Raw genomic sequence first — 15,247 nt, forward strand, 5'->3', positions numbered from 1 at the left:
GATATTTAGCATATTTAAAAAAGAGCCATTATCAAAGTTTAAACTCCGAAATAAACTGTTTAAATTCAAGCGCACTCTTTTTAGGCACTTCAATCATAGGAAGGTGGCCTACGCCATTAAAGATACAGACCTTATGTTGATTAAGTAATGGACACATTATTTTTATGCTGCTCTTATCTAATATTCGGTCTTTCTCCCCCCATATAATCAATACAGGTATTTTGATTTTATCTAAGTAGGGCAATAGATCACTGTTATGAAAATCATTAAATATCTTGTGGTGCAGTTGATGTTTATCAGCTTGCCTCGCTAAATGTTCTCGTTTTAGCGGCAGAGGAAGATGGTTTGATTGTCCAAATACATAGTCAAAATATTCGATGGGATCGGAGCAATCGATGAGTGGATGAGGATGACCTGCATTAAGGGCTTTTATCATGTCACTTTTGATTGGAGTATCGATACCTGCACTATCTAATAAGGTCACAGAGATGAGTTCGTCAGGAAATAGCGCCGCATAGGTGGCTGCAATTTGGGCCCCCATTGAGTTACCAAGTAGGTGAAAAGCAGGGAGTTCAATTGCGGTAATAAATTGATGTATTCGTTGCACTTGTGCCTCTATGCTGTAGTCAGCTTCAAGTGGCGCATCACTCTCGCCATGACCAAGCAGATCTAAAGCAATGATTCGATACTTATCTCTCAAGAAAAGCGACATCATGGGCCAGTTATCTTTATTGGCGGTAAAACCATGAAGCATAACCAGTGTGGGTTTATTGTTATCTTGCTTATTCGGTTGGTTGTCCAGATAGACAATACGTTCTCCCATAATAGAGATCTCTTTACGTTTAAAGCCTGCAAGAGTTCGAGTACACGCAGTTAATAGACAGTAAAGATAGGAAGGGGTTAAATAGATTAACGTAAATAGAGTAAGCAGAATGAGGATTAATATGGATATAGACAACCAAAACATGAAGCACTCCTTTTAAGAGAATTGCTTTTCCTTAATATGGCTTAGGAATTATAAATATTATTTTCATCTAATGTTGAGGTTAACACAAATTCGACACAGAGGTAGTGGGTAGAGGTCAATGAGTTGCCATAGATGTTTCTGGATGGCTGTTATCTGTTGTTTGCTATAAATAAAGCGGGTGGATAAACCCGCTTACGTTAAAGAGGTCGCTTAGCTATTCATCTCTTGTTAGTACTTCAAGTAGCTCAATTTCAAAATGTAGATCTGAATTAGGTTTTATATGAGCACCTATTTCACGTTCACCATAAGCAAGATGGGAGGGAACAAACAGTTTACGTTTTCCTCCTACCTTCATCCCCATCATTCCTTGATCCCAGCCTTTGATGACGCGGCCAGTGCCAATGACACACTGGAAAGGACGTCCTTTAGCATATGAGGAGTCAAATTGGGTGCCGTCTTCAAGGCAGCCTACATAATGGGCAGTAATTAGTGCACCTTTAACCGCCTCTTTACCCTCACCAATTTCCAGATCTGTAATGATTAATTCTGAAATCATGAATATTCTCAATTATATTTTCATAGCGCGTTGGTCTTATACCGGATACGCATAAGGTTAATAAGGCGGATTTTACCATAAGGGGGATAGGGATAATCAGTACAGATCTCACAACTCCCTGTAAGACTAGCTTCAGTGTCCAGCCCCAAATAGATACTCTTGTTCGTTATCTAACCACAGTGGGTACTTCTTCATGATAGCGGTAAAAGCGTCACTGTTTAGGTGGTTAGCTAGCCACCTGTGTAAGTTTGGGTAGGGTGCTTGCTCAAACCAAACTTTGTCGACATGGGCGAATTGACGCACAAATGGATAGATGGCGTGATCGGCAATGGATTCATTATGGCCGAGAAGGTTGTCACCTTGGGTCAAAAGCTTCTCTAGTTGGGAGATAAACTGCTCGCCTTTCTCTCTGTAATAGGTGTCGCTGAACTCTGGGTATCTGTCTGCGTACTTGTATCTGTCTAGCCAAGGTTTAAAGTTTTCATCATTAGTTTTTATTAACGCCATTGCGACTTTTTGTTGCTCTAGATTACCTTGTAATAGCATATTGTGGGGATCGTTTTGGCTTAATGCCCACTGCATTATGTCTAGACTTTCGTCAATGACCTGTTGCGTGCTGGTAATGAGCACTGGAACCGTTCCTTTTGGGGATACATCTAACATGGCTTGAGGCTTATCTTTTAGAATAATCTCCCTTAACATCACTTGGTTTCCGGACAGGTATATGCCTAATCGGGCTCGCATGGCGTAGGGACAGCGTCTAAAAGAGTACAGGGTTGCTAAGGTCATAATCTCTTTGTGTATAGGGTCGTTTGAGCCTATGTTGTGGCTTTTAATATTAAAAAACAATCTTGATGTTGGGAACATAGCATTATTGGCTCAGCTAAATGGTAATACCCCTACATTTTGTCTCTGTTTGTTCGAGTGTGACTCAGGTAAGATTCTTCGCGTTTTTGCGGGCCTGCTCACTTTTGTGGAGCGGCTTTATTATTGAGTTAAGATGCACCGGAGATTAAGCTCCGGCTAGCTGACGAGGTTATTATGTCCCAAGTTGTTGTGTGCGCGCTTTATAAGTTTGTTTCTCTCCCTAATTTCGAATCTATCCAAAAGCCGCTTTTAGCCCATATGGAGAGTGCTGGAATTAAAGGGACGCTATTATTGGCCAGTGAAGGTATCAACGGGACTGTTGCTGGCTCACAACTGGCTATCGATAACCTACTTCAGTGGCTTGCTAAACAAGATGGCTTAGACAGTATTGTGCACAAGTTGTCATTTGATGAGACGATGCCTTTTTACCGTACCAAGGTTAAATTGAAAAAAGAGATTGTCACTATGGGCGTCGAGGGGATAGATCCTCTTAAAGTTGTTGGCACTTATGTGAAACCTAAGGATTGGAACCAGCTGATTTCAGATCCAGAGGTGTTGTTGGTTGATACCCGTAATGAATATGAGGTACAGATAGGAACATTTAAAAATGCTGTTGATCCTAAAACAGATACATTCCGCGAATTTCCTGCCTATGTGAAAGAGCATTTAGATCCTGCTAAGCATAAAAAAGTTGCCATGTTTTGTACCGGTGGGATCCGCTGCGAAAAGTCTACTGCTTATCTCAAAGAGCAAGGTTTTGATGAGGTCTATCATCTTGAAGGTGGCGTGCTCAAATACCTCGAAGAGGTTAAGCAGGAGGAGAGTTTGTGGGAGGGGGAGTGTTTTGTATTTGATAATCGCGTTGCTGTGAACCACGCATTGGAGAAGGGACAATACGATCAATGTAACGCTTGTCGTATGCCAATTACTGAGTTGGAGAAAGCCAGTGAGGCATTTGTTCAAGGGGTAAGTTGTCCACACTGTATCGATAATATCTCTGAAAAACAGCGTCAACGTTTCGAAGAGCGAGAGCGTCAGATGCAGCTTGCTGCAAAACGAGGAGAAGCACATATAGGCAGTGATGTGGGGGCCGTTATACAATCACGCCGTGATAACAAAGAAAATCTTAAAAAATCACAAGTTAAGTTGAATAATAAAAAATATAATAAGTAAGATAGACTCAAAAATGCAGTCTATACTGAGTGTGCAATATGAGACTTTTTAATCCTGTATCGGGCGATTAATACCTCAATGTTGTAAGAAAGCCGTCTTAGACGGCTTTTTTTTGGGCTAAATATTGCAGTGTCACTCATTCCTCTTTTTACTCATTTCAATGTGTGCTATTTTTCACGGCTTTTTATCTGTTTAGGCGAGTCGCCTAGGGGCAATTAAATGTTTGTCGGTTTTGATTATGGAAGTGCCAATTGCGCCGTTGGTGTTATGCAAAACAGTGAGGTGAAACTGTTGCCTCTGACTGAAAGTTCACACTATTTAACCTCAACTCTCTATGCCTTAGACAGAGAGTTGATTGCCGAAGCTGTGCATCAACAGATGCCAGACTCCCTTAAAGCTGAATATGCTAAAGCCCGTGCATCTCAATTAACCCGTGCTCGCAGTGCTCGCAGGGAGCTGGATCTAGAGCCCAATGAGCAAGCTGTATTTGTGGGGGAGCAAGCGGTAAAAGCCTATTTAGATATGCCCGAAGAGGGCTTTTATGTCCGTTCACCTAAATCTTTTTTAGGGGCAACTGGCTTGAGAGCGGATCAAGTTGCGCTGTTTGAAGATATCGTCACTATGATGATGCTGCATATCAAGCAAGAGGCCGAATCCACTCGCGGTTTAAACGCTAAAGGCGCTATTACTCATGCTGTTATTGGCCGTCCCGTTAACTTTCAGGGGATTGGTGGAGAGGAGAGTAACCTGCAGGCTGAATCAATACTAAGACTCGCCGCCAAACGTGCAGGCTTTGTTGATGTGGACTTTTTGTTTGAGCCATTAGCCGCAGGTATGGATTACGAAGCAAGCCTTGATGAGGATAAGCTTGTGTTGGTGGTTGATGTGGGCGGCGGTACTACTGATTGCTCTGTGGTTAAGATGGGACCTTCTCATGTCGATGCTAAGGACAGAAGCCAAGACTTTCTTGGTCACAGCGGTCAACGCATTGGAGGGAACGATCTTGATATCGCACTATCGATGAAGGCATTTATGTTACATCTAGGCTTAGGTTGCCACATGGTGAATGGATTACCTGTCCCGAGTAAACCTTTCTGGAATGCTGTCGCGGTCAATGATATCAGTGCGCAGCGTGACTTTTCATCACTTAACTCCCGAAAGACCATCGAGGAGCTGATTAAAGATGCCAAGCGTCCAGAGTTGCTGCAGCGTTTGTTGAAGGTACAAAAAGATCAACTAGGTTACCGCATAGTTCGCAGTGCTGAGCAGGTTAAAATCAGTTTGTCAGATGCCGACAGTGTGACGGCTAACTTAGATTATGTTTGTCCGAATTTACATGCTGAAGTGAGCCAAGCCCTGTTTAAAGAGGCGATTGAGCTACCAAGCGCTAAAATTGAGGCCTTGATGAAGCAAGCATTAGAGATCGCAGGGGTTAAGCCTGATGTTATCTATGTGACTGGTGGAACGGCGCGAAGTCCCGCTATTTACGATAAAATAGCCGCCATGTATCCTGAAACTCCAATTGTTGTTGGGGATCATTTTGGTAGCGTAACAGCGGGCTTAACGCGCTGGGCTCAAAAGGTGTTTGCTTAGTCATATTTTGGGGTGTAGGTTAATCAAGAGCTTAAACGATGACTGTTAGATTTTTTAAGGATTAAAGATGAAAAACCTTAAGCTGTTAAGAACTGCCTCATTGGTGGTGGTGATGTGTAGTGGACTTAGTGCCTGTGGTGACGACGTGGCTAAAGTGAGTTTAGGCATGTTTACCACCAAAGATGTGCTTATTGACGCAAAGCATGATCCTAAAATACCCGGTGTGACCTGTCATATTAGCCGCGTTGAAGCAAATTTGAGTATGGCCGATCCCTCTGATATGAGTATCTCTTGTCGTCAAACAGGCCCTATTACCCCAGCTGAAATTGCCAGTATAGATAAAAGTAAAAACGGCGAAATAGTCTTTAAGCAGTCTTTGAGTATATTGTTTAAATCATTAAAGGTTCGCCGTATATATGATGCAGAGAATCAAACTTTACTCTACCTCTCTTACTCGACTAAAGAGACCAAGGGCAGTGATAAACATGCACTGTCTACGGTTCCTCTCTATGGCACTCAAGCTTGGGTAAAACCAGCTGTCCCTGTAGCAGAACAAGTTAATTAACCTTGATTGAACACTCATTATGAGTGTTCAGTTTCTCCCCATTAGGTGTTATCTGTTAGGTGAGCCGATGAAGCGAGTTGTGATCATAGGGTCAAGCTGTAGTGGTAAATCTACCTTTGCCAAACAATTAGCCGACAAATTGGCGATGACATATATAGAGTTAGATCAACTGCATTGGTTACCTGATTGGGCGGAACGCCCAGATCCTGAGTTTAGAGCATTAGTGGATAAAGTGAGTGCTGCTGAGTCTTGGGTTATTGACGGTAATTACTCTGTGGCTCGTGATATATTGTGGCCGCGTGCGACCACCATTATTTGGCTGAATCACTCTTTCGAGCTTGTGTTGTACCGTGCTGTTACTCGTTCAATCTATCGAACATCGACTAAGAAACCCTTGTTTGCGGGAAATGTTGAAACATTCAGGCATAGCTTCTTAAGCCTTGATTCAATTATCCTTTGGGTGTTAAAAACCTTTCATACCAAGCGTGCTCGATACGCTAACTTATTAACGTCAAATGAACTACCTGGCATTAATATCATCGAATTAAGCGGTCAAAAACAGGTGGACGCTTTTTTAGATAATGTTAAAGTCAGATGACAGACAATAAAAAGGCCGCTGAATGCGGCCTTTTGTTTTGAATGTTGCGATGATTACTTCACTCGCATACCTGGTTGAGCGCCTTCATGCGGCTCTAAGATCCACAGATCTTTGTTACCAGGACCTGCTGCGAGAACCATGCCTTCAGACATACCAAAACGCATCTTACGCGGTGCAAGGTTTGCTACCATCACAGTGAGCTTGCCTTCAAGATCTTCTGGTGCATAGGCTGACTTAATCCCTGCGAAGACCTGTTTGGTTTCACCACCTAGATCAAGCTGAAGTTTAAGTAATTTATTGGCTTCAGGTACATGCTCGGCTTTAGCAATACGGGCAATACGAAGATCAATTTTCGCAAAATCTTCAAAACTTATCTCCTCTGAAATAGGATCGCTTTCAAGGGGAGGGCGAGTATCGACTGGCGTATCTGTCGCTTTCTTGCTATCTGCTTTCTTTGGCGCTTCTGCTGGAACCAAGTTGTCTTTAGACGCTTCAATGATCGCTTCAATATTCTTCATATCGACACGTTGCATCAGGGCTTTAAACTTAGCAATCTCATGACCTGCGAGGTCGGCATTCAAGTTATCCCAAGTCAGTGGGAACTGCAGGAAGGCTTCAACATCATCGGCAAGCTTAGGCAGTACAGGTTTTAGGTAGGTCACTAAGATCCGGAATAGGTTTAATGCGTTAGAGCAAACCTGATGTGCTTCCTCTTGCTTAGCTTCATCCTTAATTAGCTGCCAAGGTGCTGCATCGGCAACATAAGCGTTGGCCAAATCGGCTAAGGCCATGATCTCACGCATCGCCTTACCAAATTCACGGCTTTCATATAACTCAGCGATAAGAGTCTGTTTACCTAGGAAGGTTTGCTCAAGGCTAGTGTCAGCAACTTTTGCTAACTTGCCATCGAAACGTTTGCTGATAAAGCCAGCTGTTCTTGATGCTAAATTAACGAGTTTACCGACAAGATCAGAGTTAACACGCTGAGCGAAATCTTCAAGGTTAAGATCAAGGTCATCAATACGGCCGCTTAATTTAGCCGCATAGTAGTAACGAAGGTATTCTGGATCTAAGTTATCGAGATAGGTACGCGCTTTAATAAAGGTACCTTTGGATTTTGACATCTTAGCGCCGTTTACAGTCACATAACCATGAGCGAAAACGCTAGTTGGCTTACGGAAGCCTGCACCTTCGAGCATCGCTGGCCAGAATAGGCTGTGGAAGTTGACAATATCTTTGCCGATAAAGTGGTACACCTCAGCGCTTGAGTCTTTTGCCCAGAAATCGTCAAAGTTTAGATCTTCACGTCTGTCACACAGATTTTTGAACGAGCCCATGTAACCGATAGGGGCATCAAGCCATACGTAGAAGTATTTACCTGGCGCATCAGGGATCTCAAAACCAAAGTAAGGCGCATCACGGCTAATGTCCCACTGCTGTAGTCCTTGTTCGAACCACTCACCAAGCTTGTTAGCTATCTCGTCTTGAATCGCGCCCGAGCGAGTCCACTCACTTAGCATGGTTTCAAAAGCTGGCAGATCGAAGAAGAAGTGCTCAGAGTCTTTCATCACTGGTGTGGCACCAGAGACGGCTGATTTAGGGTTAATCAGATCTGTCGGGTTGTATGTCGCGCCGCAGTTATCACAGTTATCACCGTACTGATCTTCACTCTTACACTTAGGGCAGGTGCCCTTAACGAAGCGATCTGGAAGGAACATCGACTTTTCAGGATCGAATAGCTGCGAGATAGTGCGGGTCTTAATGAAACCTGCATCGCGAAGCTTAAGGTAGATGTCACTTGAAAGCTCACGGTTCTCAACACTATGTGTGCTGTGGAAGTTATCAAATTGGATATTGAAGTCAGCAAAATCTTGTTGATGTTCTCTGTTAACTTGCGCAATCATCTCTTCAGGCTCAATTCCCATCTGTTGAGCTTTCAACATGATCGGTGTGCCATGGGCATCATCTGCACAGATATAGTGACATTCATGACCACGTAGCTTTTGGAAACGTGACCAAATATCAGTTTGAATATATTCCAGCATATGGCCTAAATGGATAGGTCCGTTTGCGTATGGAAGTGCGCTTGTCACTAAGATTTTACGTTGTGAATTTGCCATCTTGTCTCAAAATCAGTTAAGGGCCCAAAAAGATTGGCATAGATACTAACCGATCCCTTCAAGAGTTTCATCAAAACATGCGCTAAGTGAGTTAATTCTACGCGAATATTGTGGGCTTTTTCTGGTACACTTGGGCAAATTATTTATAGAGGGTTGCACTTTTGTCTTCAGCTTCTCAGGATTATCGTCTTAGCGATGAACTTCTCGGGCCTGTGTTGGCCATTTTGGACGCTTACCAAGATCCATATTTAGCACAAGGATTAGTCAGTGCTGGTTGTGTAAGTAAACTATCAATTGATGGTAAACGTCTTCAGTTAGGACTCTGTTACCCCTATCCCTGTATGACTCAGTATCGAGATACTGTGATGGCAATTACTAAGAAACTTGCAGTTCTTGATGCCATCGATGAGGTTGAGTGTGAAATTGATTTTCAACCAGCCAGTATCTCAGCAATCTCAACAGTTGAACCTATACCAAATGTGAAGCAGGTGATTGCTGTTGCTTCTGGTAAAGGCGGCGTGGGTAAGTCGACTACCTCTGTCAATCTCGCATTGGCGTTAGCGGCAGAAGGGGCAAAGGTGGGTATCTTGGATGCGGACATCTATGGTCCATCTATTCCACTCATGTTAGGTGTTAGTGATTTTAGACCTGTTTCAGCTGACGGTAAGATGATGTCTGCTGCAACAGCGCACGGGATCTCTGCTCAATCTATTGGTTTTATGCTTGCCGATGACGAGGCCGCTGTTTGGCGTGGGCCTATGGCGGCTGGTGCCTTGGCTCAGCTGTTAAATGAAACACTCTGGCCGGAGCTTGATTACTTAGTCATCGATATGCCACCAGGAACGGGTGATATTCAATTAACCTTATCTCAAAAAGTACCTGTGACAGGTGCGGTTGTGGTTACCACTCCTCAAGATATTGCCCTTGCCGATGCCAAGAAGGGTATTAGCATGTTCCAGAAGGTCAATATTCCTGTGCTCGGCATAGTGGAAAACATGAGTTTTCATATGTGCAGCGAGTGTGGTCATAAAGAACACCCCTTCGGTAGCCATGGCGGCAGTAAGATGGCGCAGCGTTATCAGGTGCCCCTTTTAGGCGAGCTGCCTCTTAAACTTAATATTCGCGAGGATGTCGATAATGGTAAACCGACTGTTGTTGCCGATCCCGATAGCGAAGTCGCGGCTTTATATCGCGAGATCGCAAGAAAAGTAGGCGCGCAATTAGCGCTAACTAAAGTACAATCCACTGTATCAATCAGTATTTCAGATGACGAATAAGGTAACATCAGCATGAACTCTCAGTGTGTCATTATCGGTATCGCGGGTGCATCTGCATCAGGTAAAAGTTTAATTGCAAAGACGATATTCGAGGAGTTGTGCCGCGATCTTGGTACGGATCAAATTGGCGTTATCGCTGAAGATGCGTATTACAGAGATCAGGGACATCTTTCAATGGAGCAGCGGGTGCTGACCAACTACGATCATCCAAAAGCGTTAGATCATGAGTTGTTATGCCGTCACCTGCAGGCACTGAAAACTGGTGAGGCGGTAGAGATCCCGACCTATAGCTATAGCGATCACACGCGTATGGCCGATACGATTAAGATGACGCCGAAGAAGGTGATCATCTTAGAGGGGATTTTATTGCTGACTGATCCTGGGTTAAGAGGATTGATGGATGCAAGCGTATTTATGGATACACCATTGGATATCTGTTTTATGCGCCGCTTAGCCCGCGATGTTGCAGAACGTGGACGTACAATGGAGTCTGTGATGGCGCAATACACTGAAACGGTTCGTCCTATGTTCCTACAGTTTATCGACCCCTCTAAGCAATATGCGGACATTATTGTGCCTCGTGGAGGAAAGAACCGCATCGCTACTGATATCCTTAAGGCGAGAATTCAACATCTACTCGCAAAATAATATTGCTTAATCCATAAGGTGCCGTGTTATCTAGCCGTTTAACTTGTTAGGCTGCTAGATAATCGCTTATGTTTGCAGTACCTTACCAAGTGGTAACTTCTAAGCAATGATGGATAAGGAGCTAAAGAGTTAATGACACAAGTGTGGGTTAATGGTGTGCTGGCCAAAGAGATCGACCCGTTAGACAGAGCGATAGCATACGGTGATGGTCTGTTTGCCACAATGCGCATTGCTGCTGGAGAGATACAGTTTCTATCGGCGCACCTTGCCAGATTAACTCAGGGAGCCAAGCGTTTAGGTTTTACTTGGTTTGCTTCACAAGAGCTTCAAAGTCTGCTTAAGTCATCGGCGTTAACTCAGGTTAACGGCTGTGTTAAGTTGCTGCTCAGTCGCGGTGTTGGTGGCCGAGGTTACGCCGCGCCAGATGCTTGCGGTATTAATGAGGTACTCTCACTTTATGAGTTGCCGCAACATTACGCTCATTGGCAAAGCGAGGGCGTATCACTGAGCTTGAGTGAGGTTAAATTAGCAAAGCAGCCAAGGCTTGCTGGAATTAAACACCTTAACCGCCTAGAGCAGGTGCTGATCAAATCGACGGCGCTACCAAGCTCGTTTGATGACTGGCTAGTGCTCGACAGTGATAGCCAAGTTGTTGAATCATCCATGGCTAACCTCTTTTTTGTTAAGAATAAAACTGTTTTTACCCCAGCGATTAGCCACTCAGGCGTTGCCGGAGTGATGAGGGAACAATTGATTTTTGCTTTAGTTGAGTCTGGTTATCATATTGATATTAAGCAGATAAGCTATGCCGATATTAACAAGTTCGATCACTGTTTTATGACCAATAGCCTTTTTGGGCTGGTGGATGTAAACCGTATTGGTACCATCAACTATTCTAAATATTCACTTTCAGACAGATTGAGAAATACTCTGCAACTTACCCTATGAAAAAATTTATTATCGCCTTTACCGCAGCCATCTTTACTCTGTTAACGTTAGCTGGTGGTGTTAGTTTATGGACCTACAATACTGTTGTAGATTTTAGTCAGTCGACACTTAAGCTTGAACAAGCACAAGATATTGAATTAAAAAGGGGAACCTCTTTTTATCAATTGGTGAGCTTATTAGAGCAAAGGGCGTTAATCAGTGATGGTTGGAAACTGAAGATTTTGGTTAAGCTTCATCCTGAACTGGCTAAGATCCGAACCGGTCTCTATGAAATCAAACCTGGAGAAACTGTGTCGGGTTTGCTGGAAAAACTCAATCAAGGTAAAGAGAAGGTATTTGCAGTTACTCTAGTTGAGGGGCAAAGTATTAAAGAGTGGACTGCCATTTTAAATACCTTGCCGCACACTGAAACCACCGAAGATGTGTTTAATCTTGTGCTCAGTGAGCAAGGTGATGATTCAGCTCTGCCCGAAGGAAAGTTTTACCCAGATACCTATCATTATCGCGCTGGGGACAATATTAAATTATTAGTCACTCAAAGTTATAACAAGATGCAGCAGGAGCTAGAAGCTGCTTGGGCTGGCCGCGCTGATAATCTGCCACTGAAGTCTCCCTATGAACTGCTTATCATGGCATCAATTATTGAAAAAGAGACGGGTAAAGCCAGCGAACGCCCTTGGATCTCGGCGGTATTTATTAATCGCCTCAATAAAGGGATGCGCCTGCAAACCGATCCAACTGTTATTTATGGTATGGGGGAGTCATATAAAGGGGACATTACCCGTAAAGCGCTGAGAGAGATGACGCCATTTAATACATACAGAATTAATGGGTTAACACCGACTCCAATTGCAGCGCCAAGTGGTGCAGCCCTGTTAGCTGCGGCGCATCCTGCAGAGGTCAACTACCTTTATTTTGTCTCAAAAAATGATGGTAGCCATATATTTTCAAGAACATTAGTCGAGCACAATCGTGCCGTAAACAAATATCAGAGAAACAGATGAGTAAGCAATTGAACAGCAAATTTATTGTCATTGAGGGCTTAGAGGGCGCGGGTAAGTCCAGTGCTATCTCATTGGTTCGTGATTTTATCGAAAAGCACACAGGTGCAGTGCCTGTCTGTACCCGTGAGCCAGGCGGAACACCGCTGGCTGAGCGTATTCGCGATCTGGTGAAAATTGCCGATGAGACAGATCCCTTATGTGATGAAGCAGAGTGCCTGTTATTTTATGCCGCTAGGGCCCAGTTGGTTGCCAATGTGATTAAGCCTGCCCTTAGGCGCGGTGAGTGGGTGTTAGGCGACAGGCATAATTTGTCCTCTTTGGCCTATCAAGGGGGAGGTAGGGGCCTGAGCACTTTAGTTGAGTCTGTGAGTCGTGCGACGTTAGGTGATTTTAAACCTGATCTGACCATCTACCTTGATATTGAGCCTAAACTGGGTCTGACTCGTGCGGCTAACCGTGGAGAGCTCGATAGAATTGAAGTTGAAGAGATAGCCTTTTTTGAGCGTGCGAGACACACTTTTCTCTCCTACGCTCAGCAAGATGACTCAATTCAAGTGATTGATGCTGGTCAAACCATGGCTGAAGTTCATAAAGATATTGTGGCCTTGTTACAGGCGCAGGATTGGTAATATGCAGGATATTCCTTGGCTGAAACCTGTGATCGCAGATTTTAGTGAGCAACTTAAGCAACAACATGTTGGGCATGCCTATCTGTTAGGGGTTCATCAAGGTTATGGCGGGGAGCAACTGACGCTAGACTTTGCGAAAGCGGCACTTTGTCACAGTGTCACTGACCAAGGGGCTTGCGGCTTTTGTAAAGGATGTCAGTTAGTCGAAGCGAATAACCACCCAGATCTCTATCATTTAGTGGCGGATGGAAACCAGATAAAGGTCGACCAAGTCAGAGCGCTTTGTCAGAAACTGACATCGACCTCTCAGCAGGGCGGAAGGAGGGTTGCAGTGCTCTCTCAATGTGAAAAGCTCAATCTTGCTGCTGCCAATGCCTTACTGAAAACCCTAGAGGAGCCGGGGAAAGATACTTTACTGCTTTTGCAGTCGGATACTCCATCACGTTTAATGGCAACCATCAGTAGTCGCTGTCAGCGGGTTCACTTTCACTCTCCGAATATTGATGAGGTTAAAGCTTGGCTATCCCAGGATAGAGAGCTTAGTTCTGATGTGACCTGGTGTTTACCTGTCATGGGAGGGCCACTGGAGCTGGCCAGTGCGTTACAAGATCAACGCTATGAACAGTTACTTCAGTTACGAAAAGACTGGGCGCAAAGTTTGTCCTCTGGTCACCTGTGTGCTAATTTAATTAATATCAATGAAAAGCAAGTTTCTGATGCAATTAAAGTTTTATATTTAATTTTAAGGCAGAAACTGGTAAAGCAGACCCAATTAGACGCCTTGTTAAGAGTACAAGTTTCAGAGCTGGCGGCTAAGGTAATGGACACTTATCATAGGTTAAGTGTTATGCCGAACGTGAATTATTTGGCGCTTTTTCAAGGGTTTATCTTAGAATATAGAAAGTTGACTTAAAGATAACCGATTTATGACAGATCTCGTTGTTAATTTTGACACGCTACATCATCTATACCGTGCTTATATGCCTTTTATTCAACCTGTTGGGCTATTTGTGTCGACGAGTGAGAGTCATTATTTAGGTCAAGAGTTAACTATCGCCTATCAACTGCCAGGTTCGACCACAAAATTAGAGTTTAAAGGCTCTGTAGTCTGGATAAATCCCTTAGGTGCCTCGGGTGGACGTCCGGCTGGAATAGGAGTGAAGATAATAACTGAGCCTGAAACCCACAAACACCACATTGAGAATCTATTGTCACGGGAGCTAGCTTCTGGGGATCAAACCTGTACCATGTAGCCTCTTTATTTGACCTCTCTTAGCTAGACTTGTATTCTTCACCTCCTTTTATTTTCTTCACTTTTGCTGGATAACTACGTGCTCATCGATTCCCACTGTCACCTTGACCGCTTAAAAGCGGCCCCCGATCAACAAAGTCTTAGAGATATTTTGGCTCAAGCTAAGAGCCGAGGTGTTGATTATTTTCTCTGTGTTAATGTACGCCAACAAGGTTTTGCTTCAATGCGGGATAAGATGGCCGAGTTTGATCAGGTCTTTTTGTCCGCCGGTGTCCATCCACTTGACGTGCAAGAGGGGCTAAACAGAGTGGAGCTCAATGAGTTTGTCAAAGATCCTAAAGTAGTGGCCATAGGTGAAACAGGGTTAGATTACTTTTATGCTAATGAGACTAAAGCCCTGCAGCAAAGCTGCTTCGAAGAGCAGATTGCGTTAGCGGTTGAGGTGAACAAACCGTTAATCATTCACACCCGTGATGCCCGTGAAGATACCATCAACTTTTTAAAAAATGGCCACGCCGATAAGGTAGGTGGCGTACTGCACTGCTTCACTGAAAGCTGGGAGATGGCAAAAGCCGCTATCGATTTAGGTTTCTATATCTCAGTATCAGGCATTGCAACCTTTAAAAATGCCGGTGAGTTACGAACTGTTATGCGCAAAGTGCCCAAGGATAGGCTGCTTGTGGAGACAGATTCTCCCTATTTAGCCCCTGTGCCTCACAGAGGAAAAGAGAATCAGCCTGCTTATGTAAGGGATGTCGCTGAGTTTATTGCCGAGCTAAGGGGAGAGAGTTATGAGGAGTTGGCCGAATATACGACCAATAACTTCTTTAATCTATTTTCCGATGCAGCGAAATTGGTTGGGCGTTAAAGCTTTTATGTAGATAAAAAAAGACCCAAAACTATTCCGATTGTTTTGGGTCCAGGGGAATGGCTCTGTTTAAAGAGCCGTGCGCTACTGGTGAGAATTACTCTCTGGCTAATAGTGTAGTTGACCTAAGTCGCTTACACCGTATATTCCGAACGTTTATTGCACAATATCGTAACAAAATG

Annotated in this window: 16 protein-coding genes; 12 read left to right on the forward strand and 4 right to left on the reverse strand. The window is 43.9% G+C overall.

The genetic code is table 11. The annotated features are described in order from the left end of the window. Nucleotides 1–31: 31 nt before the first annotated feature. From SWOO_RS10095 to SWOO_RS10105, 3 genes are all read right to left on the reverse strand, one after another. Nucleotides 32–967 (reverse strand): alpha/beta fold hydrolase, encoded by a 936-nt coding sequence (locus SWOO_RS10095; protein ID WP_012324600.1) that lies wholly within the window; start codon nt 965–967, stop codon nt 32–34. Nucleotides 968–1,181: 214 nt separating this feature from the next. Then, on the reverse strand, nt 1,182–1,523 hold the full coding sequence (locus SWOO_RS10100) for an FKBP-type peptidyl-prolyl cis-trans isomerase (protein WP_012324601.1): 342 nt from the start codon (nt 1,521–1,523) through the stop codon (nt 1,182–1,184). Between the two features lie 132 nt (nt 1,524–1,655). Then, complete coding sequence (locus tag SWOO_RS10105; RefSeq protein WP_041418088.1) at nt 1,656–2,312, reverse strand: glutathione S-transferase; 657 nt, start codon at nt 2,310–2,312, stop codon at nt 1,656–1,658. A 252-nt stretch (nt 2,313–2,564) separates the two neighbouring features. Here SWOO_RS10105 and trhO point away from each other — a divergent pair, with 252 nt between their 5' ends. The 4 genes from trhO to SWOO_RS10125 all read left to right on the forward strand — a co-directional run bounded on the left by trhO (nt 2,565) and on the right by SWOO_RS10125 (nt 6,319). Beyond that, complete coding sequence (trhO, locus tag SWOO_RS10110; protein ID WP_012324603.1) at nt 2,565–3,563, forward strand: oxygen-dependent tRNA uridine(34) hydroxylase TrhO; 999 nt, start codon at nt 2,565–2,567, stop codon at nt 3,561–3,563. Nucleotides 3,564–3,782: 219 nt separating this feature from the next. Continuing rightward, nucleotides 3,783–5,156 carry a molecular chaperone gene (gene yegD / locus SWOO_RS10115; RefSeq protein ID WP_012324604.1) on the forward strand — a complete coding sequence of 458 codons (1,374 nt, stop codon included), beginning with the start codon at nt 3,783–3,785 and terminating at the stop codon, nt 5,154–5,156. Nucleotides 5,157–5,223: 67 nt separating this feature from the next. Continuing rightward, complete coding sequence (locus SWOO_RS10120) at nt 5,224–5,721, forward strand: CreA family protein (RefSeq protein ID WP_012324605.1); 498 nt, start codon at nt 5,224–5,226, stop codon at nt 5,719–5,721. Between the two features lie 67 nt (nt 5,722–5,788). After that, the gene (locus tag SWOO_RS10125; protein WP_012324606.1) at nt 5,789–6,319 is read left to right on the forward strand and encodes a P-loop NTPase family protein; all 531 of its coding nucleotides are present in this window, start codon (nt 5,789–5,791) and stop codon (nt 6,317–6,319) included. Nucleotides 6,320–6,372: 53 nt separating this feature from the next. On the opposite strand, the gene metG is transcribed toward SWOO_RS10125, so the two are convergent. Further along, entirely contained in the window at nt 6,373–8,439 is a 2,067-nt protein-coding gene (metG, locus tag SWOO_RS10130) for a methionine--tRNA ligase (protein WP_012324607.1), read from the reverse strand. A 161-nt stretch (nt 8,440–8,600) separates the two neighbouring features. Here metG and apbC point away from each other — a divergent pair, with 161 nt between their 5' ends. The 8 genes from apbC (at nt 8,601) to SWOO_RS10170 (ending at nt 15,065) form a co-directional block, all read left to right on the forward strand. Further along, nucleotides 8,601–9,716, forward strand: a complete 1,116-nt coding sequence (apbC, locus tag SWOO_RS10135; RefSeq protein WP_012324608.1) for an iron-sulfur cluster carrier protein ApbC — start codon at nt 8,601–8,603, stop codon at nt 9,714–9,716. 12 nt (nt 9,717–9,728) lie between these two features. Then, nucleotides 9,729–10,364, forward strand: a complete 636-nt coding sequence (gene udk / locus SWOO_RS10140; protein ID WP_012324609.1) for a uridine kinase — start codon at nt 9,729–9,731, stop codon at nt 10,362–10,364. A 132-nt stretch (nt 10,365–10,496) separates the two neighbouring features. Then, nucleotides 10,497–11,312, forward strand: coding sequence for an aminodeoxychorismate lyase (gene pabC / locus SWOO_RS10145; protein WP_012324610.1), 816 nt, complete (start codon nt 10,497–10,499; stop codon nt 11,310–11,312). After that, nucleotides 11,309–12,316 (forward strand): endolytic transglycosylase MltG, encoded by a 1,008-nt coding sequence (mltG, locus tag SWOO_RS10150; RefSeq protein ID WP_012324611.1) that lies wholly within the window; start codon nt 11,309–11,311, stop codon nt 12,314–12,316. Before pabC ends, mltG begins: the two co-directional genes overlap by 4 nt. Further along, nucleotides 12,313–12,945, forward strand: coding sequence for a dTMP kinase (gene tmk, locus SWOO_RS10155; protein WP_012324612.1), 633 nt, complete (start codon nt 12,313–12,315; stop codon nt 12,943–12,945). The genes mltG and tmk overlap by 4 nt, the downstream gene beginning before the upstream one ends. A 1-nt stretch (nt 12,946) precedes the next feature. Continuing rightward, the gene (holB, locus tag SWOO_RS10160) at nt 12,947–13,858 is read left to right on the forward strand and encodes a DNA polymerase III subunit delta' (RefSeq protein ID WP_012324613.1); all 912 of its coding nucleotides are present in this window, start codon (nt 12,947–12,949) and stop codon (nt 13,856–13,858) included. Between the two features lie 13 nt (nt 13,859–13,871). Further along, entirely contained in the window at nt 13,872–14,198 is a 327-nt protein-coding gene (locus SWOO_RS10165; protein ID WP_012324614.1) for a PilZ domain-containing protein, read from the forward strand. A 78-nt stretch (nt 14,199–14,276) separates the two neighbouring features. Continuing rightward, nucleotides 14,277–15,065: a TatD family hydrolase gene (locus SWOO_RS10170; protein ID WP_012324615.1), complete on the forward strand. Its 789-nt coding sequence runs from the start codon at nt 14,277–14,279 to the stop codon at nt 15,063–15,065. The last annotated feature ends 182 nt before the right edge of the window (nt 15,066–15,247 follow it).

Origin of the sequence: Shewanella woodyi ATCC 51908 (genome assembly GCF_000019525.1) — a bacterium.
GTDB classification, from domain to species: Bacteria; Pseudomonadota; Gammaproteobacteria; order Enterobacterales; family Shewanellaceae; genus Shewanella; species Shewanella woodyi.